Genomic DNA, 22,667 nt, shown 5'->3' with positions numbered 1-22,667 from the left:
TCGGCTTGACATGGGCGCGCGTGGGGCCGATGGCTCCCCGCGCCAGTCGGCTGGGCGACCGCTGCCGCCAATGTCGAAAGACGGCGGGGGAGGAAAGTCCGGGCTCCACGGAGAAACGGTGCCGGGTAACGCCCGGCGGGGGCGACCCCAGGGACAGTGCCACAGAGAACAGACCGCCTCGCGGCCCTCGATCAACCGGCGCCTTGCGCCGGTGAGGGGCGTCGGGGTCAGGGTGAAACGGTGGGGTAAGAGCCCACCGCGCCTCATGGCAACATGGGCGGCACGGCAAACCCCACCGGGAGCAAGACCGAATAGGAACGACGCGGCGGGCGACCGCCGGCCTCTCCGGGTCAGTCGTTCGGGTGGGTTGCTCGAGGCGACGCGCGAGCGTCGTCCCAGAGGAATGGTCGCCGGGCGGCTCCGGCCGCTCACAGAACCCGGCTTACAGGCCGACTGGCATTTCCTCCTCGTCCACCGTCTCCGTTGTCACGCGAACTGATCACTGGAATTTGCGCGCAGAGATTGCGCCGGCGGTGCGCCTTGGTAGCCGACTGGAAGATTTGCCCGGTCCGATCGTGGGACGCGGCATAAGTGTCGGTATCATCGGCGGTTCTCGGCAAAAAAATGGCGCCGTCGGCGCAGGCCGCCCGTCAGGCCCCACGCGACAACCCGTACAAAAACCTTAACGTTAACGGCGTGTTAAGCTTGACGCGCTAGGGTTTGGGTGATCGCGGATCCGCCTGTTGTGGGCCGTCTTCCCATTGACGCCCATAGAGGCCCATGTTACCCCCATGGCCATCATCCAACGGCCTGAACGGTCGCTTTCTCAGCCACAGAAATTCAACTCCGGCGGGTTCGGAGTGCGGTCTGCCGACGGTTCTGTCGGTCGATGCGGCGCTCGTTCGTCCGGAAGTGCGAAGTCGCGGGGTGCGACCGACATGACGAAGGCAGGGCGAGGGAGTGCAGACGCGGGGTTCGATGGACCGGTTCCTGTCCAATGCGGTCAACAACATCGACGCCAAGGGACGGGTTTCGGTTCCGGCCTCGTTCCGTCAGGTGCTGGCCGCGCGCGGGTTCGGCGAACTCTACGCGCTGCAGTCGATCGGACATCCCGCCATCGACGTCGGCGGAATGGATCTCCTGAAGCGATACGAGGATCGCATGGAGGCCGAGGATCCTTTCAGCGAGGCCTATGCCGACATGTCGCTCTTCACCTATGGCGACGGCGCCTTCCTCAAATTCGATGCGGAGGGGCGGATCTCGGTGACCGATTTCATTCGCTCGCATACGGGGATCACGGACCGCGTGGTGTTCGTCGGCCGCAATCATTTCTTCCAGCTCTGGGAGCCCTCGCAGTTCGAGGCCCATCGGGCCGCCGCGCGGGCGCGCCTCGTCGCGACGCGGGCGTCGGGGGCCCTGGCCGCGACGCGCGCCTCGGATGCGACGAAACCCGGCGGGTCCTCCGCATGAGCGGCGTCGTCGATCCGTCGGCCGAGACCGTCCGCCACGTACCCGTCCTGCTCGACGAGGTCCTCGCCGCTCTGGCGCCGACGTCGGGCGACGTCATCCTCGACGGCACGTTCGGCGCCGGCGGCTACTCGCGTGCGATCCTCGGTGCCGGAGCCCGCGTCGTCGCCGTCGATCGCGACCCCGGCGCGATCGATACCGCGCGCCGTCTCGCGGCGTCGTCGAACGGAGCCCTCGTCGCGGCCCATGGCCGCTTCGGCGATCTCGACGCGCTGGCAGCGCAGGCCGGATTCGCCGATCTCGACGGCGTCGTCCTCGATATCGGCGTCTCCTCCATGCAGATCGACGAGGCCGATCGCGGCTTCTCCTTCCAGAAGGACGGGCCCCTCGACATGCGCATGAGCCGCTCCGGCCCGTCCGCGGCGGACGTCGTGAACACGCTGAAGGCCGGCGATCTCGCGCGCATCCTCAACTTTCTCGGCGAGGAGCGACAGGCCGGACGCATCGCGCGGTCGATCGAGGCGCGCCGTGCCGAGCGACCCTTCACGACGACGCTCGACCTCGCCTCGCACATCCTCAAGGTCATTGGCCGGGCTCCGAAGGACAAGATCGATCCCGCGACGCGCACGTTCCAGGCCCTTCGGATCTTCGTCAACGACGAGCTCGGCGAACTCGCCCGTGCGCTTCTCGCCGCCGAGCGGGTCCTGAAGCCCGGCGGGCGCTTGGTCGTCGTCACCTTCCATTCCCTGGAGGACCGGATCGTGAAGCGCTTCCTGCGCGACCGGTCCGAACAGGTCACGGGCTCGCGCCATCTGCCGGACATGGCGGAGAAGGTGCTGACCTTCACCGCCCGCAACAAGCCGGTGACGGCCGGGGAGGGCGAACTCGCCGCCAATCCCCGCGCACGCTCGGCCAAGCTGCGGCTCGGCATCCGCACCGCGGCGGCCCCGCGCTCCGACGCGGACGCATCCGACGTCTTCGATCTTCCCGCCCTTGCCGACCTACCCCGATCGGGAGCCTGAACGCCGATGCTGAAGACGATCGACATCGTCCTGATCGCGGTGATGATCTCCGCCGCCGCATGGACCTTCAAAATCAAGCACGAGGCCGAGCTGATCGACGAGGCGATCGCCTCCGTCGAGCGCAAGAGCGCGCTCGAACGCGAGACCATCGCTCTGCTCCAGGCCGACTGGAGCCTTCTCAATCAGCCCGATCGCCTCCAGCGCCTTGCCGAGGCCTTCCACGCCGACCTCTCGCTGGAGCCGATCCGGCCGGACCAGATCGTCGAGGTCGACGAGTTGCCGCAGCAGCCGATCAGTCTCGTCCCCGATCCGACCAAGGCTCTCGGTGGCTTCGCAGAGAACGGCAAGAGTGTCGTGAGATGATGCGGATGAAGCTGCCGGCTTGGCCGGGTCGTATGCGAACACCGAAAGCGGACGCATCCTCGACGCGCATCTCGCTGCGCGGTCGCCGCGCGGAAGCGCCGCGCCACAGCGGACGCTTCGCCATCGCCGTCGGCCTCTTCTTCGGTGTCTACGCCATCATCGGCGGACGCCTCGTCATGTGGGGCGCTCTGCCCGAAGCGGGTGCCGCCTATGCCGGCATCGGTCCGGTGGTCGCCGCCCGGCCCGATCTCGTCGACCGCAACGGCGAGGTGCTGGCGACCGACATCAAGACGGCCTCGCTCTTTGCCGAACCCCGCCGGATCATCGATGCCGACGAGGCGACGGAGGCCCTGCTGACGGTCCTGCCCGATCTCGACGCCAAGAGCCTCCACACGCGCCTTGGAGGCGATGCGGGCTTCGTCTGGCTGAAACGCCAGCTCACCCCGCGTCAGCAGCAGCAGGTCTTCGCGCTCGGCCTTCCCGGCATCGGCTTCCGCACGGAAAAGCGGCGCTTCTATCCCGGCGGCGCGACCGCCTCCCATGTCGTCGGCCTGGTCAATATCGACAACCAGGGCATCGCCGGCATGGAGAAGTATGTCGACGACGAGGGCTTTCGGGACGTTCAGAGCCTCGGCCTCGCCACCGGCAAGGACCTGGAGCCGGTCAAGCTCTCGATTGACCTGCGCGTCCAGCACATCGTGCGCGACGAGATCGCGGCGGCCATGAAGCGCTACGACGCGATCGCCGCCGGCGGCGTGATCATGGATGTCGAGACCGGCGAGATCCTCGCGATGGCCTCGATGCCGGATTACGATCCAAACGAGCCGAAGGACGCGCTCAAGAAGGAAAACCTCAACCGCATGTCGGCGGGCACCTTCGAGATGGGCTCGACCTTCAAGACCTTCACCACGGCCATGGCGCTCGACTCCGGCCTCGTGAAGATCACCGACAGCTTCGACGCCTCCCGCCCGATCCGCATCGGCGGTTTCACGATCTCCGACTTCCACGGCAAGCACCGGGTCCTGACGGTTCCCGAAATCTTCGAATATTCGTCCAACATCGGGACCGCCAAGGAAGCCGACGTCGTCGGCATCGAGGGACACAAGGCCTTCCTGACCAAGATGGGCCTTCTCACGCGCCTCAAGACCGAATTGCCGGAGACCGCGACTCCGACTCAGCCGAAGGTCTGGAAGAAGCTGAATTCCATCACGATTTCCTTCGGTCACGGCGTTTCCACGACGCCGCTGCAGACCGCCGCCGCCGCCGCCGCTCTCGTCAATGGCGGCCGCATGATCCCGCCGACCTTCCTGCCGCGCTCGAAAGAAGAGGCCGACGCGATCGCCGTCCAGGTGGTCCGCAAGCAGACGAGCGACGAGATCCGCTACCTCTTCGACCTCAACGGTCGGAAGGGATCGGGAAAGAGCGCCCAGGTGCCCGGCTACCGCGTCGGCGGCAAGACGGGAACGGCCGAGAAGGTCGTCGCCGGGCGCTATTCCGCCAACAAGCGGTTCAACGCCTATCTCGCTGCCTTCCCGATCGACAAGCCGCGCTACGTCGTGCTCGTGGTCCTCGACGAACCCAAGGCCGAGGAGGGCAAGTCGGGAGCGACCGCCGGCCTGAACGCCGCGCCGACCGTCGGCGCGATCATCCGCCGTTCGGCCGCTCTGCTGAAGGTGAAGCCTCAGTTCGGCGAAGGCGCCGGCCCCTTGCTCGTCTCCAACTGAAGCCGGCCGTCGGAGGAGGCGTCCGGACCTGTTCAACCCCGACGAAGGTCTCTAAGAGCCCGTTTGGAAATGTCAGGGCGGAGCGGCGACCTGGATCTTCTCGCCGCCTGCGGGGGTGGAGGAAGAGCCGTCGAGCCGACCCGCCGGGTTTTTCCCAGATGGGCTCTCGAGGTCCGAAAGATTGTCCGGGGCAGGCTTCAGAGCTCCCGGTCGTCGCATCGAAGACGGGTTTGAAGTCATGAAGATCAGCGACCTCGCAGAGGGCATCGCCCGTGGGGCCGAGACGCTCGGCATTCCGATCGGCGGCCTGTCCGCGGACTCCCGTTCCATCCAGCCCGGCTTCCTCTTCGCAGCCTTCGCCGGATCGAAGGCCGACGGAGCGCGCTTCGTGCGCGACGCCGAGGCCAAGGGCGCCGCCGCCATCCTCGTCGGCCTCGACACGGCGGTGGACACGCATCTTCCCGTCCTGCGGGCCGCCGATCCGCGCCGGGCGCTGGCCCTCATGGCCGCGCGCTTCTTCGGCACGCAGCCGGCGACGATCGTCGCCGTCACCGGCACCAGCGGCAAGACCTCGATCGCCAGCTTCACGCGCCAGATCTGGACCAGCGCCGGCCATGCCGCGGCGTCCGTCGGCACGACCGGCATCCGCTCGCCGACACGCGACGACTACGGCTCGCTGACGACCCCCGATCCGGTCGACCTTGCCCGCCTCATGGCCGAACTGGCCGCCGAGGGCGTGACCCATGCGGCAATGGAGGCGTCCAGCCACGGTCTCGACCAGCGCCGCCTGGACGGCATGGTGCTCGCCGCCGGCGCCTTCATCAATCTCGGACGCGACCATCTCGACTATCATCCGACCGTCGAGGACTATTTCGCGGCCAAGATGCGCCTCTTCGAGGCCCTGCTGCCGCGCGGCGCCCCCGCCGTCATCTTCGCAGACGATGCCTGGGCGGATCGCGCCACGGCCGTCGCGCTGCATGCCGGCATGAAGATCGAGACGGTCGGCCGGAAGGGCACGCTGCTCCAGCTCAAACGGCTCGAACACGAGCGCAGCCGCCAGATCGCCGAAATCGAGGCGGACGGGCAGATCCACCGGATCGTCGTCCCGCTGGCGGGCGAATTCCAGATGGCGAACGCCCTGACCGCGGCGGGTCTGGCCATCGTCACCGGCGTTCCCGTCGCGACGGCGCTCGGCGCGCTCGAACATCTGACGGGCGCGCCGGGCCGGCTCGATCTCGCCGGCACGACGACAGCGGGCGTTCCCGTCTTCGTCGATTACGCCCACAAGCCGGAGGCCTTGGAGAACGTGCTCTCGGCGGTGCGGCCCTTCACCACCGGGCGCGTGACCGTCGTCTTCGGCTGCGGCGGCGATCGCGATCGCGGCAAGCGCCCGATCATGGGCGAGATCGCCGCCCGCCTTGCCGATGTCGTGATCGTCACCGATGACAATCCACGCTCGGAGGATCCGGCCTCGATCCGGGCCGCGATCCTGGAAGCCGCGCCCGGTGCCGCCGAAATCGGCGACCGTCGCACGGCGATCCGGCAAGCGATCGAGGGTTCGGCGGCGGGCGACACGATCGTCGTCGCCGGCAAGGGCCATGAACATGGGCAGACGGTCGGATCGACCACGCTGCCCTTCAGCGACCACGAGGAGGTCCGCCGCGCCATCGCGACGGAAGCACCATGACGGATTATCTCTGGGACATCGGCGCGCTCGTCGCCGCCACCGGCGGACGCGCCATCGGCTCCATGCCGCAAGGCGTCACCGGCCTTTCCATCGACACGCGCACGGTGAAGCCGGGCGACGCCTTCTTCGCCATCAAGGGAGACCGGTTCGACGGGCACTCCTTCCTGACGGCGGCCGTCGCGGCCGGCGCCTCGGTGCTCGTCGTGTCCGAGAAGAAGCTGCCGGCGCTCGGCCGCGTCCACGGCAATTTCATCGTGGTCGAGGACGTGCTCACCGCGCTGGTGCGCCTGTCGACGGCCGCGCGGGCGCGCTCCAAGGCGAAGATCATCGCCGTCACCGGCAGCGTCGGCAAGACCACGACGAAGGAGGCGTTGCGCCATGCCCTCTCGGCGGTCGGCAGCGTCCATGCCTCCGCCGCCTCCTTCAACAACCATTGGGGCGTGCCGCTCAGTCTCGCCCGGATGCCGGCCGATTCCCGCTACGGGGTGTTCGAGATCGGAATGAATCATCCCGACGAGATCCGCCCTCTCGTCAAAATCGTTCGACCTCACGTCGCGATCGTCACCCTCGTCGCTCCGGCCCATCTCGGGCACTTCGCCGATATCGGCGAAATCGCCAAGGCCAAGGGCGAGATCTTCGAGGGCCTCGTCATGGGCGGCACCGCCGTCGTCAACGCCGACGATCCCCAGGGACCGGCGCTGACGGAGATGGCGCGTGAGGCCGGCGTCGACGACATCCGGACCTTCGGCGCCTCCGAGGGGGCCGACTACCGTCTTCTCGACTTCAAGCCGCAGCCTGACGGCGCCCGCATGCTGGCGCGCATCGGCGAGGCGGAGTTCGGCGTGGAGATGGCCGCATCGGGCCGTCACATCGCGGACAATCTCCTCGCCGTGCTCGGCGCGGCGCACATCGTCGGCGCCGATGTCGGCGCGGTGGCGTCCGCTCTGTCCACGTGGCGCACGGGCAAGGGACGCGGCGAGCGCCACCGCCTCGCGCTCGGCGCGGGCTCGATCACGCTGATCGACGAGAGCTACAACGCCAATCCGACCTCCATGCGCGCGGCCGTCGCGCTTCTCGCCGACGCCTCGCCGGCCGAGGGCGGACGCCGGATCGCGGTGCTTGGAGACATGCTGGAACTCGGCGACAAAGCCGAGGCGCTGCACGCCGATCTCGCCTCCGTCCTCACCGAAGCCGGAATCGATCGCGTCTATCTCGTCGGCGAGGAGATGAAGGCGCTCGACGATGCGCTGGACGGCTCGCTTGCGGCCGAGTGGCACGAGAACCTCGACGAGCTTCAGGCAAGCCTTCTCGGTCATCTTCGCGCCGGCGACGTCGTGATGGTCAAGGGCTCCAACGGTATCGGCCTGTCGCGCATCGTCGACCGGCTGGTTTCGGCCCAGGGCGCCGCGCCGACGGGTCCTGCGGATGGCGCGGGTCCCTCATCGCAGCGGACAGGGGCCGTCTAAATGCTCGCATATCTCGGCCAGTTCTCCGCCGACTTCCCAGGCTTCAACGTCTTCCGCTACATCACCTTCCGCACCGGGAGCGCGATGATCACCTCGTTCATCGTGGTGTTCCTGTTCGGACCGGCGATCATCTCCAACCTTCGCCTGCGCCAGGGCAAGGGCCAGCCGATCCGCGCGGACGGACCGCAGACCCATTTCAAGAAGGCGGGAACGCCCACCATGGGCGGGCTGATGATCCTGACCGGGATCCTGTCCTCGACCCTGCTCTGGGCGGAACTCAGCAATCTCTACGTCTGGACCGTGCTGCTCGTGACGATCGGGTTCGGCGCGATCGGGTTCTACGACGATTACCTGAAGGTCACCAAACAGTCGCACAAAGGCTTTTCGGGCAAGGCGCGCCTCACCATCGAATTCGCCATCGCCGCCGTCGCCTGCACGCTCACCGTCTATGCCGGCACCGGGACCTTCGCGACCTCGCTGGCCTTTCCCTTCGTCAAGTCCTTCCTGATCGACCTCGGCTGGTTCTACGTCGCGCTCGGCGCCTTCGTCATGGTCGGCGCGGGGAACGCGGTGAATCTCACCGACGGTCTCGACGGACTCGCGATCGTTCCGATCATGATCGCCTGCGCCGCCTTCGGGCTGATCGCCTACCTCGCGGGCAACGTGAACTTCGCCAACTACCTGCAGATCCACTACGTCTTCGGCACCGGCGAACTCGCCGTCGTCTGCGGCGCGGTGATCGGCGCCGGGCTTGGCTTTCTCTGGTTCAATGCGCCGCCGGCCGCCATTTTCATGGGTGACACGGGGTCGCTCGCGCTCGGGGGAATGGTCGGCGCCATCGCGGTCGCTACCAAGCACGAACTGGTTCTCGCCATCATCGGCGGCCTCTTCGTGATCGAGGCGATGTCGGTCATCATCCAGGTCGCGAGCTTCAAGCTCACCGGCAAGCGCGTCTTCCTCATGGCGCCGATCCACCACCATTTCGAGAAGCTCGGCTGGACGGAAAGCCAGGTCGTGGTGCGCTTCTGGATCATCGCCTTCATGCTCGCCTTCGTCGGCCTGTCGACGCTGAAGCTTCGGTGAGCGCGCGATGATCGACGTCTCGACCCTCGCCGGACAGTGTGTCGCCCTGTTCGGTCTCGGCGGCTCCGGCCGCGCGACTGCGCTGGCGCTGAAAGCGGGCGGTGCAAAAGTCGTCGCCTTCGACGACAACCCGGCCAGCATCGAGGCCGCGAAAAGCGACGGGATCGCCATCGCCGATCTCCATGGGATCGACTGGTCGCGCCAGGCCGCTCTGATCCTCTCGCCCGGCGTGCCCCTGACCCACCCGCGACCGCACTGGACGGCCGATCTCGCGACGGCGGCGGGCGTTCCGATCATCGGCGACGTCGAACTGTTCAGCCGAGAGCGCGCCGCCCGTGCTCCGGACGCTCCCTTCATCGCGATCACCGGCACCAACGGCAAGTCGACGACGACGGCATTGATCGCCCATTGCCTGCGCTCGGCCGGCCGTGACACGCAGCTCGGCGGCAATATCGGGGTCGCCGTCCTGACGCTCGACGCGCCGACGCCGGATCGCTTCTACGTCGTGGAGTGCTCGTCCTACCAGATCGATCTCGCGCCCTCGATCGCGCCCTCCGTCGCCATTCTCCTGAACCTCACGCCGGACCATCTCGATCGTCACGGGACGATGGAGCACTATGCCGCCGTCAAGGCGCGGCTTCTGGAGAAGGCCGGCATGAGCGTCGTCGGGGTCGATGACGAGCACTGCCGCGCCATCGCCGAAGGACTGGAGGCGAGGGGCCGTCCGGTGACGCGCATCTCGCAAAAGACGGAACTCGCCGACGGCGTCTTCTTCGACGGCACGTCCGTCGTCGCGGCGGGCAAAACCTTGCGCAGCGCCTTCGACCTCACCGGCATCGGTTCCCTCCGAGGCCGGCACAACGGGCAGAACGCGGCGGCGGCCGTCGCAGCGCTGCTCGCCTCGGGGCTGACGCATGCCGAGGTCGAGACGGGCTTGCGCAGCTTCCCCGGCCTCGCACACCGGATGGAAGAGGTCGGCCGGATCGGTCGGACGCTCTTCGTCAACGATTCCAAGGCGACCAATGCGGAGGCCGCCGCGCCCGCGCTCGGCTCGTTCCGCGACATCCGCTGGATCGTCGGCGGACTGCCCAAGGAGGGCGGCATCTCCAGTCTCGCGCCGCTGTTTCCCCGTGTGGCCAAGGCCTACCTGATCGGCGAAGCGGCGCCGGCCTTCGCCGCGACGCTCGGCGACCGCGTTCCCTTCGAGATCTCCGGCACGCTCGACATCGCCGTCGCCAACGCCGCGCGCGATGCGGCTGCCGCCGTGGAGTCCGAGCCGGTCGTTCTCCTGTCGCCGGCCTGCGCGAGCTTCGACCAATTCCGCAATTTCGAGGTGCGCGGCGCGGCCTTCCGCGACGCCGTCGCGCGCCTTCCCGGCATCGAACTTTTCCGAAAGGGCGAAGCATGAACACGCGCGCCAAACGTGGGCTCATCACCGATTGGTGGTGGAGCGTCGACCGCTGGTTCCTCGCCGCCTTCCTGACGCTGATGATCGGCGGTCTCGTCCTGTCCTTCGCGGCGAGCCCGCCGGTGGCCGAGAAGCTCGGCCTCGACCCGTTCCATTTCGTGAAGCGTCACGGCGTCTTCCTGATCCCGTCCATCGCCGCGATGATCGCGACCTCGATGCTCACCGCACGAGGCATACGCCGCGTCGCGCTCCTCCTTCTCGGCGCTTCCATCGTCCTGATGATCGGCGCTTTGTTCTTCGGCATGGAAGTGAAGGGCGCCCGCCGCTGGATCGAGATCGGGCCGCTGACGATCCAGCCCTCGGAGTTCATGAAGCCGGCCTTCGTCGTGATCTGCGCCTGGCTCTTCGCCGAGAAGTCGCGGCGCGCCGACATTCCCGGCAACCTCTTCGCGATCATCCTCCTCTTCATCGTCACCGCGCTGCTCGTCGCGCAGCCCGATCTCGGCCAGACCATGCTGACGGCGGGCGCCTGGAGCGGCCTCTTCTTCATGGCGGGCATGCCCTGGCTCTGGATCGCCGCGCTCGGCACGATCGGCGTCGTCGGGTTCCTGTCGGCCTATTTCGTCTTCCCGCACGTCGCTTCGCGCATCGACCGCTTCATGACGGGCGAGGGCGATACGTTCCAGACCGACACCGCGCGCGAGGCGATCATGCGCGGCGGTTGGCTTGGGCAAGGTCCGGGCGAGGGCACCGTGAAGCGCCTCCTGCCGGACAGCCACACCGACTTCGCCTTCTCGGTCATCGCCGAGGAGTTCGGCATCGTCACCTGCATGCTGCTCGCCTCGATCTTCTGCTTCATCGTCATCCGCGGCCTGTCCGTGGCCTTCGCGCAGCGCGATCCCTTCGCACGGCTCGCGATCTCGGGCCTCGTCTTCCTGTTCGGCCTGCAGTCGATCATCAACATGTCGGTGAACCTCCAGCTGATGCCCGCCAAGGGCATGACGCTGCCCTTCATCTCCTATGGCGGCTCGTCCATGCTGGCGATCGCGATCTCGGCCGGCTTCATCCTCGCCCTGACGCGCAAGAAGCCGGAGAATTCCTCGCAGACCGACAGGCTCATGGACCGGACGATCGCGCTGTCCGGCGCCTGAGGTCGATACGGCCGAGAAGATCAGAAGGAGGAGCCGAAGCGGCGGATCCTCACCGACAGCGAAAAGGAACAGGTCAAGCTGACGGCGACCTACCGGAACGGGATCGCCATCGGCCTCGTCCTGGTCGGCGGGCTGTCCCTGCCGACGACGATCCTCTTCAACTTCAGGAGTTGGACGGATGTGCTCCTCGCGACGAGCCTCGGGCTGTTCAGTCCAGGCTTTAGCCCCTATCTTCAACGACGTGCGAAACGATTTCCGAGAAGGCTGGACGCATGATGGAGCTCTTTCTCGACGCCGTCGCCGCCCTGATGCTCCCTCTCGGCGTTCTCTTTGCGATTCGGACGGTCAGCAAGACGTTCGAGAGCGATCTGGAGGAAGGCCGGCGAGAGCGACACCAGCGGCTTTCCGGCATTCGCTGAGCACGGATCGGTCGCGATCCTGACCCACCTCTTGCCGACGGAATGGCGCATTCGTGCCGATGATTTTGTACGAGACGGCTTGAAGCGCTTTTCCCTGGCGAGACCTCACCCATGACCGGCCCCATCCTTCTCTCCGCCGGCGGCACCGGCGGCCATCTCTTTCCCGCCGAAGCGCTCGCCCACGAACTCGTCGCGCGGGGCTTCGAGGTTCATCTCGCGACCGACGAGCGCGCCGGCAAATATGCCGAGCGCTTTCCGGTCGAGGCGATCCACGTCGTCCCTTCCGCGACCTTCGGCTCGAAGAACCCGCTGCGCGTCGCCGGCTCGCTGCTGACGCTCTGGCGTGGATTTCGAACGGCGGGCGCGCTGATCCGCAAGATCCGCCCGGCCGTCGTCGTCGGCTTCGGCGGTTACCCGACGGTTCCCCCGATGCTCGCCGCGACCCAGGCGGGCCGGCCGACACTGATCCACGAACAGAATGCCGTCATGGGACGCGCCAACAAGTTCCTGGCCAAGCGCGTGACGCGGATCGCCGCGGGCATTGCGCAAGAGGGCGTCGATCCCGCGCTGGCGGGAAAGCTCGTCGTCACCGGAAATCCCGTCCGTCCCGCCGTCCTCGAGTCGGCCGCCTATCCCTATAAGCCGAGCGAGCCCGGCGCACCGTTCCGCCTCGTCGTCTTCGGCGGAAGCCAGGGCGCACAGTTCTTCTCCGACATCATGCCCGAGGTCATGCGCCTCCTGCCGATCGATGTTCTCCGGCGCCTGCACGTCACCCAGCAGGCCCGTCCCGAGCAGCAGGAGAAGATCCGCGCCTTCTACGAGGCCGAGGGCATCGAGGCCGACGTATCGCCCTTCTTTACCGACATGGCCAAGCGCATCGGCCGTGCCCATCTCGTCGTCAGCCGCTCCGGCGCCTCGACGGTGTCGGAAATCTCGGTGATCGGGCGCCCCTCGATTCTCGTCCCGTATCCCTACGCCCTCGATCACGATCAGGCGGCGAACGCGGCCAAGCTCGAGGCCGCCGGCGGGGCCATCGTCGCCCGGCAGGCCGATCTTTCCGCCATGCGGCTGGCCGGCCTCATCGAGAGCCTCGCCGCCGATCCCGCCAAGGCCATGGTCATGGCCTCGGCGGCGCGCGCGACGGGAATCCCCGACGCCGCGCGGTTGCTCGCGGATGTCGTTGAGGCTATGTCCGCGGCTTCGACCCGCTGATCTCTTTCGTGTTTCGGAGCCGTTCCATGAAGATGCCGCCCAATATCGGCCCGGTGCATTTCATCGGCATCGGCGGCATCGGCATGAGCGGCATCGCCGAGGTTCTCGCCAATCTCGGCTACACCGTCCAGGGGTCCGACCAGGGCGACAGCTCCAACGTCCAGCGCCTGCGGGACAAGGGCATCAAGGTCTCGATCGGCCATGCCGCGGCGAATCTGGGCGCGGCCGAGATCGTCGTGGTCTCCACCGCGATCAAGCGATCCAACCCCGAACTCGCCGCCGCCCGCGAGCGCCTTCTTCCCATCGTGCGCCGCGCCGAGATGCTGGCCGAGCTGATGCGCTTCCGTCAGGCCATCGCCATCGGCGGCACCCATGGCAAGACGACGACGACCTCCATGGTCGCGACGCTGCTCGATGCCGGCGGCCTCGATCCGACCGTCGTCAACGGCGGCATCATCAACGCCTACGGCACCAATGCGCGCATGGGCGGCGGCAACTGGATGGTGGTCGAAGCCGACGAGTCCGACGGCACCTTCCTGCGCCTGCCCGCCGATATCGCGGTCGTCACCAACATCGATCCCGAGCATCTCGACCATTACGGCACCTTCGACAAGGTGAGAGCCGCCTTCCGGGCCTTTGTCGAGAACGTGCCCTTCTACGGCTTCGCCGTCATGTGCCTCGACCATCCCGAAGTGCAGACCCTCGTCGCCGAGATCGAGGATCGGCGCATCATCACCTACGGCGAGAATCTTCAGGCCGACGTTCGCTTCGAGAACCATCGATCCGAGGGTCCGCGTTCGGTCTTCGACGTCACGATCCGGGATCGCGTGACCGGCCGGCAGGACGAGATCCGGGACATCACGCTGCCCATGCCCGGCCGTCACAACGTCTCCAATGCGACCGCCGCCATTGCAGTGGCCCACCGCATCGGGATCTCGGCGGATGCGATCCGCTCGGGCCTTGCTGCCTTCGGCGGCGTCAAGCGCCGATTCACCCACACCGGCACGGTCGACGGCGTCGACATCTACGACGATTACGGTCATCACCCCGTCGAGATCCGCGCTGTTCTCGCGGCGGCCCGCTCGTCGGCGAAGGGCCGCGTCGTCGCCGTGGTTCAGCCGCACCGCTACACGCGCCTTCAGAGCCTCTTTGCGGATTTCGCCGCCTGCTTCAACGATGCGGACACCGTCATCCTCGCCCCGGTCTATTCCGCAGGCGAAGAGCCGATCGAGTTCGTGAACTCGGAAATGCTGGTCGAGCGCCTGAAGCTCGGCGGCCATCGCGATGCCAAGCTCGTCGACGGTCCGGAGGAACTGGCGCCGCTGATCGATCGCCTCGTGGAGCCGAACGACCTCGTCGTTTTCCTCGGCGCGGGATCGATCACGCAATGGGCCTACGCGCTGCCGAAGGATCTCGCGGCGCTGCGCGCGGGCCGCGCCGGATGATCGACGGGGCAGGGCTGCTCGCGCGTCTCGGCGACCGGTTCCAGGCGATCCGGGGGCGCCTGACGCCCGACGCCGGGATGGACAAGATCACCTGGTTCCGCGCCGGGGGACCCGCCGAGCTCCTGTTTCAGCCGGCGGACGAGGAAGATCTGGCCGATTTCCTGCGGCTGCTGCCGGAAGACGTGCCCGTGATGGTCGTCGGCATCGGCTCGAACCTCCTCGTGCGCGACGGTGGCATTCCCGGCGTCGTGATCCGCCTTTCGGCGAAGGGCTTCGGCGAGGTGGAGACCTCGGGAGAAAAGCGACTGCGCGCCGGTGCCGCGGCCCCCGACAAGCGCGTCGCTTCCGTCGCGCTCGAGGCCGGCCTCGGCGGCTTTCACTTCTATCATGGCATTCCCGGCTCGGTCGGCGGCGCACTGCGCATGAACGCCGGCGCGAATGGCGTCGAGACGCGCGAGCGCGTCGTCGAGGTGCGGGCCGTCGACCGGCGCGGCAACCTTCACGTTCTCTCCAATGCCGACATGGGATACGCCTACCGCCATTCCGGCGCGGCGGGCGACCTCGTCTTCACGTCGGTTCTCTTCGAGGGCGTTCCGACCGAGCGGGGCGAGATCCGGGCCGCGATGGACGCCGTTCAGCATCACCGCGAGACCGTTCAGCCCGTGCGCGAGAAGACCGGCGGCTCGACCTTCAAGAATCCGGAGGGGAGTTCGGCGTGGAAGGAGATCGATCGCGCGGGATGCCGGGGCTTGGCGATCGGCGGCGCTGAGATGTCGGAGCTGCACTGCAATTTCATGATCAACACCGGCACCGCCACCGGCCATGATCTCGAATCGCTCGGCGAGACCGTGCGCGCCCGCGTCCACGCGACCTCCGGCATCGATCTCCACTGGGAGATCAAGCGGCTCGGCGCGTTCCTGCCGGGGCGAGAGGTGAAAGCGTTCGAGGCGGGCTAAGCGCCGGTCGCTCTCGTTTCAGGCCACTCGATCCAAGGGTGTCGCGCGCTCGATACGGGCTCGTTCGTCAGGTGAGTTCATCGCGGTCCAGAGGTCGGTCCGGCGTTGAATGTTCAGCCAGAAATCGGGACTGTTGCCGAAGACCCGAGACAGGATTAGTGCCGTGGCGGCTGTCACGCTCCGGCGATCGTTGCAGAGTTCGTTCACGTGTTTGCGTTGGACGCCCATCGCTTCGGCCAATCCGCCCTGGGTCAGCCCCAGCGGCTGCATGAATTCTTCGACCAGGATCTCGCCGATCGTCGCTGGCTTGCGCTTCGTCATCATCATGGCGTGCCTCATCGGTAGCTATGGTCGTCGAGATAGAGGTCCGTCGCTTCGCCGTTGCGACTGTCCCATCGGAAGATCAGCCGCCATTGGTGATTGACGCGGATCGAATGGTACCCCTCCAGCGAACCGCGCAACGTCTCGAAATGGTTGCTCGGCGGAACGTACAGGTCCTGATCCGTCGAGGCATCGTCGATCATCTGCAATTTGCGGAAGAGTCGGCTCCTCAAATCGGACGGTATGCCACGGGGGACGACATCTTCGACAAAGAAGGCCCTCAACGCCTCGTCCCGAAAGCTGCCGATCATCATTTCGCTTTCAAAGTGGTGGGTGAATGTACCACTCGATGGGACAGGCGGCAATGTCGGAACGGAAACTCGCCTTGGCCGTGCAGCTTCGGCGTCACGATGGCGAAGCGATGGAAGATGGATTCGATCGGTAAGGTTGAGCCTTCTCCGCATCACCTCGCCTTTCTCCCATCGCCCTTACGATTTTCTTGCCGCCGCCTCAGGCCCTTAACCTCTGCTTAACCATCGCTCGTCATGAATGATCCCGAGCTCGCATGGGCTCGACTCCTCGCAAGGGATGGAATGGGCGTTCGATGACCAGGCATGTCGCGGTTCTGATGGGGGGATGGTCGAGCGAACGACCGGTGAGCCTGTCCTCGGGCGCCGCCTGCGCCGAGGCTTTGGAGGCCGAGGGCTTCCGCGTCACGCGCGTCGATGTCGGCCGGGACGTCATGACGGTCCTCTCGGAGTTGAAGCCGGATGTCTGCTTCAACGCGCTGCACGGTCCCTTCGGGGAGGACGGCACCATCCAGGGCGTCCTCGAATTTCTGGAAATCCCCTACACCCATTCCGGCGTTCTCGCCTCCGCGCTCGCCATGAACAAGGTCAAGGCCAAGCTCGTGGCGAAGGCGGCGGGCGTGCCGGTGCTGGAGCACAAGGTGATCGACCGGCGCGAGGTGGCCAAGAGCCATGTCATGCCGACGCCTTACGTGGTGAAGCCGATCGCGGAAGGATCGAGCTTCGGCGTGCTCATCGTGCGCGAGGATCAGGCCCACCCGCCGCAGCAGCTGCACGGCACCGAATGGGCCTTCGGCGATCTCGTCATGGTCGAACGCTTCGTTTACGGCCGGGAACTGACCTGCGCCGTGGTCGGCGACGTCGCGCTCGGCGTCTGCGAGATCACGACCGAGGGGCACGCCTTCTACGATTACGATTCCAAGTATCTGCCGGGTGGTTCGACGCACGAGATCCCGGCGCCGATCCCCGCGCGCGTCGCGAACCGGGTCCAGGCGGCCGCGCTGGCCGCCCACCGCGCGCTCGGCTGCCGCGGCGTCTCGCGCTCGGATTTCCGCTATGACGACCGTTTCTCCCAGGAGGGCGAACTCGTCTGGCTGGAGGTCAACACCCAGCCGGGCATGACGCCGACCTCCCTCGTGCCCGACATCGCGCGGGCGGCCGGCCACAGCTTCGGCGAACTCCTGACCTGGATGGTGGAGGACGCGTCATGCCGCAGATGAACCGCCGCGACCGCCGGGAGCCCTCGCTGTCGCCCGAACCCGGTCTTCGCCTGAAGTTCCGCCTGTCGGTCGCCGGCCGTCGCCTCGCCGCCGTCGGCGAGAGCCTGTCGCGCCTGCGCGCGCCGCGCTTCGCCACGATCGCGGCCCTGCTTCTGTCCTCGACCGCGCTCTATGGTATGGCGATCGGCGGGCACACGACGTCCGTGATCGATACGGTCGCACAGCCGCTCGGCTTCTCCATCGATCGCATCGACGTCTCGGGCAATGGCGAGACCTCCGAGATCGATGTCCTGCAGGCACTCTGGGGAACGGGCGCGCAGAGCCTGCCCTCACTCGATCCGGCGGCCGCGCGCGAGGCGCTGGAGGCGATGCCCTGGATCGAGACGGCCTCGGTCTCGAAGACCTATCCGGACCGCGTCGAGATCAAGCTGTCCGAGCGGGCGCCCTTCGCCGTCTGGCAGAAGGGACGCGAGCTCTTCATCATCGATCGCGAGGGCGGGGAGATCATGCCCTATGGCGCGGCGCGTTTCGCCAACCTTCCCTTCGTCGTCGGGGCTGGCGCCGCCAAGAACGCGGCGTCGTTTTTAGATCAGCTCGACGTACTTCCCGAGCTTCGCGCAAGGGTGAAGGCCTACATTCGCGTCGGGGATCGTCGTTGGGATCTCCGATTGGAGAACGGAGTGACGATTCGACTGCCCGAAGACGGGGCGATCGAAGCGGCGGCCGAAGTCTCCCGAATGGACAGGGACGTGGGCTTGCTGTCGCGTGACATTCTCGCCGTCGACATGCGCATCGCAGATCGCATGGTCGTCAAGCTGACGCCGGATGCGCTGGTGCGCCGCGACGCGGCGCTGAAGGAGCGCGAGAAGGTGATCAAGCGCTCGGCCAAGGAGAAGCCGGTATGACGTTGCTTTCTCGCCGGAACGGCAAGCTGCCGCGCGTGAAGGCCATCTCTTCGCGCAAGACCCGCATCATCTCGGTTCTCGACATCGGCACGACCAAGGTCACCTGCCTCATCGCCCGGCTGAAGCCGAAGGGCGAGAGCGAGATCCTGCGCAACCGGACGCACGAGATCGAGGTAATCGGCATCGGTCACCAGCGCTCGCGCGGCATCAAGTCGGGTGTCGTCGTCGATCTCGAAGCAGCGGAGAAGTCGATTCGCTTTTGCGTGGACGCGGCCGAGCGCCAGGCCGGCCTGACCATCGAAAGTCTGATCGTCTCGCTCACCGCCGGACGATTGAAGAGCCTGCGCGGGCGCGGCGAACTCGGGATCGACGGCGGCGAGGTCCAGGCGACCGACCTGAAGCGCGTGCTGGGTCTTGCCGCCCGCGCGCCGGTGGAACCTGGCCGGATCGTCCTGCACTCCATTCCGTTCGACGTTTCGCTCGACGGCGAATCCGGTCTTGAAAACCCCGAGGGCATGGTCGGTCGCCGGCTCGGCGCGGACATGCACGTTCTCTCCGCGGAGGAGACCCCGCTTCGCAATCTCGAGGCGGCGATCAATCGCGCTCATCTGGTGGTCGAGGCCTTCGTCGCAACCCCCTTCGCCTCCGGCCTGTCGACGCTCGTCGACGACGAGGCCGACATGGGATCGGCCTGCATCGACATGGGCGGCGGCGCGACGACGATCGCGATCTTCCAGAACGGCCGCTTCGTCTATGCCGACTCGGTCGCCCTCGGCGGGCACCACATCACGATGGATCTCGCCCGCGGCCTGTCGATCCGGCCCGAGCATGCCGAGCGGCTGAAGGTCATGCATGGTTCGGCGATGAGCGAGCTCATGGCCGATTCCGAGACGATCGAGGTGGCTCCGCTCGGCGAGGAGGGCTTCGAGGCCCCGGTCAACGTCGCCCGCTCGCTGGTCTCGCGGATCATCCGGCCGCGCGTGGAGGAAACCTTCGAGCTGATCCGCGACCGTCTCGCGGCCTCCGGCCTCGGCCACGTCATCGGCAAGCGCGTGGTGCTCACGGGTGGCGCCAGCCAGCTGGCGGGCCTCGGCGACGTTGCCCGCTCCATCATGCAGCGCAATGTCCGGCTCGGGCGCCCCGTCGGGGTCGCGGGCCTCAGCGCGGCCAACAAGAGCCCGGCCTTCGCGACGTCGGTCGGACTCCTGATCTACCCGCAGGTCGCACCGAGCGAGCATTTCGCGGAAGCGGGCGCTGCCAGTTTCGCCTTCGACGAAGGCACCACGATCGGGCGCTTCGGCTCCTGGGTCCGCAAGAGTTTCTAACCGATACGCGGAGGGCCGCCGGCGTGGCCCATCGTGGACAGAGAAGCGCGCGCCGCGCGTCTTGACCGAGCAACCAGAGTATCAGGCCGGCGCGGCGACACGGCCAAAATCGCAAAGAGGATGAAGAACATGGCCATCAACCTGGCGAAGCCCGACATCACGGAACTGAAGCCCCGGATCACCGTGTTCGGTGTCGGCGGCGGCGGCTGCAATGCGGTCAACAACATGATCAATGCCGGCCTCGAAGGCGTCGAGTTCGTGATCGCCAACACCGATGCCCAGGCGCTGCGCTCCTCGCGCGCCGAGCGCGTCATCCAGATGGGCGTCGCCGTCACCGAAGGTCTCGGCGCGGGCTCGCAGCCGGAAGTCGGCCGTGCGGCCGCCGAGGAATCCCTCGACGAGATCTGCGATCATCTCCTCGGTTCGCACATGTGCTTCGTCACCGCCGGCATGGGCGGCGGCACCGGCACGGGCGCGGCTCCCGTCGTCGCGAGAGCGGCGCGCGAGAAGGGCATCCTGACCGTCGGCGTCGTCACCAAGCCCTTCCACTTCGAGGGCCAGCGCCGCCTGCGCATCGCCGAGCAGGGCATCGAGGATCTGCAGAAGAACGTCGACACGCTCATCGTCATCCCGAACCAGAACCTCTTCCGGATCGCGAACGACAAGACGACCTTCGCCGATGCCTTCGGCATGGCCGATCAGGTTCTCTATTCCGGCGTCGCCTGCATCACCGACCTGATGGTCAAGGAAGGCCTCATCAACCTCGACTTCGCGGACGTCCGCTCCGTGATGCGCGAGATGGGCAAGGCCATGATGGGCACCGGCGAGGCGTCCGGCGAGGGCCGCGCGATGGCCGCCGCCGAGGCCGCGATCGCCAACCCGCTCCTCGACGAGACCTCGATGAAGGGCGCCAAGGGGCTCCTGATCTCGATCACGGGCGGTCGCGATCTCACGCTCTTCGAGGTCGACGAGGCGGCGACCCGAATCCGCGAGGAGGTCGATTCCGATGCCAACATCATCCTCGGCGCGACCTTCGACGAGGGCCTGGAAGGCGTCATCCGCGTGTCGGTCGTGGCGACCGGCATCGATAAGACCGCCCAGGAAGCCTACAACCGCCCGATCGAGGTTCGTCACGCTCCGATGATGCCGCGCCCGGCCGCCGCCGCGCCGATGGCAGCACAGGCCGCTCCGATCGCGCCGGCCCCGATGACCATGTCGGCACCCGTCGAGGCGCCCCGTCAGATGCCTGCCATGGCGTCCTACGAGCCTGAAATGCCGGCCGAGACGATCGACGCGGCCGACATGGAGGACGACTTCACCGCCGCTCTCCAGGCCGAAATCGCCGAGGTCGCGCACCGCCAGCCCGCGCCGGCGCCCGTCGCCGAAGCGCGTCGCGATATGGTCGCCGCCCCCTCGCGCATGCCCCGCGTCGAGGACTTCCCCCCGGTCGTCCAGGCCGAAATCGAGCGTCGCTCCGGCATGGACATGGGCGCCGACGACAAGGGTCCGATGGGCCTCCTGCGTCGCCTGACAACCGGCCTGTCGCGTCGTGACGAGGAGGAGGGCATGGCCTCGGAGCTCGCGCGCGCGCCGAAGGCGCCCGAGGTTCGCCGGACCGCGGTCGTCGAACAGAATCCCTACGCACCGCGTCGCCAAGCTGCGGAATCGGCGGCTCGCCCCGTTTCCCAGGTCCGTCCGAGCGCCGAAGACGACCAGCTGGAGATCCCGGCCTTCCTGCGCCGCCAGACCAACTAAGGCGAACGACGGTCGCGAGATCGTTGCGTTTGTGACACAGAGCCCACCGTCATGCGACGGTGGGCTTTTTTGTTAACATATTCTCTTCAATGACGTTTCCGCCGGCGTCGACTGTGTCCCGGTAACAACGGGTAAGAATCCGTGATTTGTTGGAAACGATCTCTGCACCTAGTTTGCAAGGGCAGTTGAGAACGGGCGTATCGACGCTTCAGTCGTCCTGGGGAGGGGGCTGATGCCAGGGGTCGAAGGCCTTCATCGCAGGCGACGTTGCAGGGTTTCTGCGGGTTCGCCGCGCCAAGGCTCGGTCAGGAAGGACTTCCCATCGTGTTGATGCACCAGCAGACGATCGGCGCACGGATCGATGTCCATGGCGTTGGCGTCCACAGCGGCAACCCCGTGCAACTCTCCCTCGTCCCCGCCGAGGCCGGCACGGGCATCATCTTTCACGTTTTCGGTGCGGGCCGTGGTCTCCCCCACGAAATCCGCGCGCTCTCCTCGAACGTGCCCGCCACTGACCTGTCGACGATCATCGGCGATCTGCGTGGCGTTCATGTGGCGACGATCGAGCATCTGATGGCGGCGCTCTACGCCATGGGCGTCGACAACGTCATCGTCGAGATCGACGCCAACGAGGTTCCGATCATGGACGGCTGTTCGGCCGCTTTCGTGGAGGCGATCGAAAACGTCGGCCTGATGCGCCAGGCCGCGAAGCGTCGCTACATCCGCGTGCTGAAGGCCGTTCGCGTCGATGTCGGCGGCGCCTTCGCGGAATATCGTCCGCACGAGGGCACGCGCTTCGAGGTCGAGATCGATTTCGCCTCGCCCACGATCGGGCGTCAGATCTTCGCCGGCGACCTCACGCCCGCTGTCTTTCGCGACGAACTCGCCCGCGCCCGCACCTTCGGCTTCATGAAGGACGTCGAGCGTCTCTGGGCGTCCGGCCATGCGCTGGGTTCCTCGCTCGAGAATTCCGTCGTGATCGGTCACGACGATCGCATCATCAATTCCGACGGGCTTCGCTTCGTGGACGAGTTCGTGCGCCACAAGGCGCTGGATGCCGTCGGCGATCAGGCTTTGGCCGGTGCGCGCATCCTCGGCTGCTATCGCTCCTATCGCGGCGGCCACAAGGTCAACGCGCTGGCGCTCCAGGCTCTTCTGGCCGACCACACGGCCTACGAGATCGTCGAGGTTCCGACCCGTCGCCGCGAGATCGCCCGCCACTCCCCCTTGATCACCGCCGCGGTCGCGGCTCCGGCTTACGGCCCGCAGACGCTCTGATCGAGCGGGACTTCGAACGGGCGTGCCCCGATCCGGTGCGCGGCATTCAGGAATCGCATCGCGAGCCGCCTGCATTTCGATCGTTCCTGTTGCGGCCAAGCAACGGCACGGGCTCGACTTGGCCCGACTTTGCCAAATCGGCGACTCCACTT

20 protein-coding genes and 1 other RNA gene are annotated in these 22,667 nt (G+C 67.0%); 19 read left to right on the top strand and 2 right to left on the bottom strand.

The window, feature by feature from the left end; genetic code table 11:
- Nucleotides 1-42 precede the first annotated feature (42 nt).
- The 14 genes from rnpB (at nt 43) to murB (ending at nt 15,403) form a co-directional block, all read left to right on the top strand.
- An RNA gene (gene rnpB / locus ASG43_RS11095) (RNase P RNA component class A) lies at nt 43-461 on the top strand.
- A gap of 517 nt (nt 462-978) precedes the next feature.
- Nucleotides 979-1,470, top strand: coding sequence for a division/cell wall cluster transcriptional repressor MraZ (gene mraZ, locus ASG43_RS10540; protein WP_056504103.1), 492 nt, complete (start codon nt 979-981; stop codon nt 1,468-1,470).
- The gene (gene rsmH / locus ASG43_RS10535; protein WP_056504101.1) at nt 1,467-2,489 is read left to right on the top strand and encodes a 16S rRNA (cytosine(1402)-N(4))-methyltransferase RsmH; all 1,023 of its coding nucleotides are present in this window, start codon (nt 1,467-1,469) and stop codon (nt 2,487-2,489) included. Before mraZ ends, rsmH begins: the two co-directional genes overlap by 4 nt.
- Before the next feature lie 6 nt (nt 2,490-2,495).
- Nucleotides 2,496-2,852, top strand: a complete 357-nt coding sequence (locus tag ASG43_RS10530; RefSeq protein WP_056504098.1) for a hypothetical protein — start codon at nt 2,496-2,498, stop codon at nt 2,850-2,852.
- Nucleotides 2,853-2,857: 5 nt separating this feature from the next.
- Nucleotides 2,858-4,576: a penicillin-binding protein 2 gene (locus ASG43_RS10525; RefSeq protein WP_056504096.1), complete on the top strand. Its 1,719-nt coding sequence runs from the start codon at nt 2,858-2,860 to the stop codon at nt 4,574-4,576.
- A 238-nt stretch (nt 4,577-4,814) separates the two neighbouring features.
- Nucleotides 4,815-6,263: a UDP-N-acetylmuramoyl-L-alanyl-D-glutamate--2,6-diaminopimelate ligase gene (locus ASG43_RS10520; RefSeq protein ID WP_056504094.1), complete on the top strand. Its 1,449-nt coding sequence runs from the start codon at nt 4,815-4,817 to the stop codon at nt 6,261-6,263.
- The gene (locus ASG43_RS10515) at nt 6,260-7,729 is read left to right on the top strand and encodes a UDP-N-acetylmuramoylalanyl-D-glutamyl-2,6-diaminopimelate--D-alanyl-D-alanine ligase (protein WP_056504088.1); all 1,470 of its coding nucleotides are present in this window, start codon (nt 6,260-6,262) and stop codon (nt 7,727-7,729) included. Before ASG43_RS10520 ends, ASG43_RS10515 begins: the two co-directional genes overlap by 4 nt.
- Nucleotides 7,730-8,812, top strand: coding sequence for a phospho-N-acetylmuramoyl-pentapeptide-transferase (gene mraY / locus ASG43_RS10510; protein ID WP_056504086.1), 1,083 nt, complete (start codon nt 7,730-7,732; stop codon nt 8,810-8,812).
- A 7-nt stretch (nt 8,813-8,819) separates the two neighbouring features.
- Nucleotides 8,820-10,220, top strand: coding sequence for a UDP-N-acetylmuramoyl-L-alanine--D-glutamate ligase (gene murD / locus ASG43_RS10505; protein WP_056504084.1), 1,401 nt, complete (start codon nt 8,820-8,822; stop codon nt 10,218-10,220).
- The gene (gene ftsW, locus ASG43_RS10500) at nt 10,217-11,371 is read left to right on the top strand and encodes a putative lipid II flippase FtsW (protein ID WP_056504081.1); all 1,155 of its coding nucleotides are present in this window, start codon (nt 10,217-10,219) and stop codon (nt 11,369-11,371) included. The genes murD and ftsW overlap by 4 nt, the downstream gene beginning before the upstream one ends.
- A gap of 272 nt (nt 11,372-11,643) precedes the next feature.
- On the top strand, nt 11,644-11,790 hold the full coding sequence (locus tag ASG43_RS22710; protein ID WP_156386626.1) for a hypothetical protein: 147 nt from the start codon (nt 11,644-11,646) through the stop codon (nt 11,788-11,790).
- A gap of 111 nt (nt 11,791-11,901) precedes the next feature.
- A complete protein-coding gene (gene murG / locus ASG43_RS10495; RefSeq protein ID WP_056504078.1) occupies nt 11,902-13,002 on the top strand; it encodes an undecaprenyldiphospho-muramoylpentapeptide beta-N-acetylglucosaminyltransferase in 1,101 nt (366 codons plus the stop codon).
- A 26-nt stretch (nt 13,003-13,028) separates the two neighbouring features.
- Complete coding sequence (gene murC / locus ASG43_RS10490; RefSeq protein WP_056504074.1) at nt 13,029-14,447, top strand: UDP-N-acetylmuramate--L-alanine ligase; 1,419 nt, start codon at nt 13,029-13,031, stop codon at nt 14,445-14,447.
- Nucleotides 14,444-15,403 carry a UDP-N-acetylmuramate dehydrogenase gene (murB, locus tag ASG43_RS10485; protein ID WP_056504532.1) on the top strand — a complete coding sequence of 320 codons (960 nt, stop codon included), beginning with the start codon at nt 14,444-14,446 and terminating at the stop codon, nt 15,401-15,403. Before murC ends, murB begins: the two co-directional genes overlap by 4 nt.
- Before the next feature lie 18 nt (nt 15,404-15,421).
- Here murB and ASG43_RS10480 read toward each other — a convergent pair whose 3' ends face one another.
- Together ASG43_RS10480 and ASG43_RS10475 are read right to left on the bottom strand one after the other, a co-directional pair.
- Nucleotides 15,422-15,730, bottom strand: coding sequence for a HigA family addiction module antitoxin (locus ASG43_RS10480; protein WP_056504530.1), 309 nt, complete (start codon nt 15,728-15,730; stop codon nt 15,422-15,424).
- 8 nt (nt 15,731-15,738) lie between these two features.
- Nucleotides 15,739-16,035 carry a type II toxin-antitoxin system RelE/ParE family toxin gene (locus tag ASG43_RS10475; protein ID WP_056504527.1) on the bottom strand — a complete coding sequence of 99 codons (297 nt, stop codon included), beginning with the start codon at nt 16,033-16,035 and terminating at the stop codon, nt 15,739-15,741.
- Between the two features lie 293 nt (nt 16,036-16,328).
- Between ASG43_RS10475 and ASG43_RS10470 the strand changes: the two genes are divergently transcribed.
- From ASG43_RS10470 to lpxC, 5 genes are all read left to right on the top strand, one after another.
- Nucleotides 16,329-17,252, top strand: coding sequence for a D-alanine--D-alanine ligase (locus ASG43_RS10470; protein ID WP_056504071.1), 924 nt, complete (start codon nt 16,329-16,331; stop codon nt 17,250-17,252).
- On the top strand, nt 17,240-18,157 hold the full coding sequence (locus tag ASG43_RS10465) for a cell division protein FtsQ/DivIB (protein WP_244488054.1): 918 nt from the start codon (nt 17,240-17,242) through the stop codon (nt 18,155-18,157). Before ASG43_RS10470 ends, ASG43_RS10465 begins: the two co-directional genes overlap by 13 nt.
- Entirely contained in the window at nt 18,154-19,482 is a 1,329-nt protein-coding gene (gene ftsA, locus ASG43_RS10460) for a cell division protein FtsA (RefSeq protein ID WP_056504068.1), read from the top strand. The genes ASG43_RS10465 and ftsA overlap by 4 nt, the downstream gene beginning before the upstream one ends.
- Before the next feature lie 129 nt (nt 19,483-19,611).
- Entirely contained in the window at nt 19,612-21,237 is a 1,626-nt protein-coding gene (gene ftsZ / locus ASG43_RS10455; protein ID WP_056504523.1) for a cell division protein FtsZ, read from the top strand.
- Nucleotides 21,238-21,567: 330 nt separating this feature from the next.
- Entirely contained in the window at nt 21,568-22,515 is a 948-nt protein-coding gene (gene lpxC / locus ASG43_RS10450) for a UDP-3-O-acyl-N-acetylglucosamine deacetylase (protein ID WP_156386638.1), read from the top strand.
- Nucleotides 22,516-22,667: the final 152 nt, after the last annotated feature.

The sequence above is a fragment of the Aureimonas sp. Leaf454 genome (assembly GCF_001424685.1).
In the GTDB taxonomy this organism is placed as follows: Bacteria; Pseudomonadota; Alphaproteobacteria; order Rhizobiales; family Rhizobiaceae; genus Plantimonas.
Note: the sequence above shows the minus strand (reverse complement) of the source record. Positions and strands in the feature narration are given on the sequence as shown.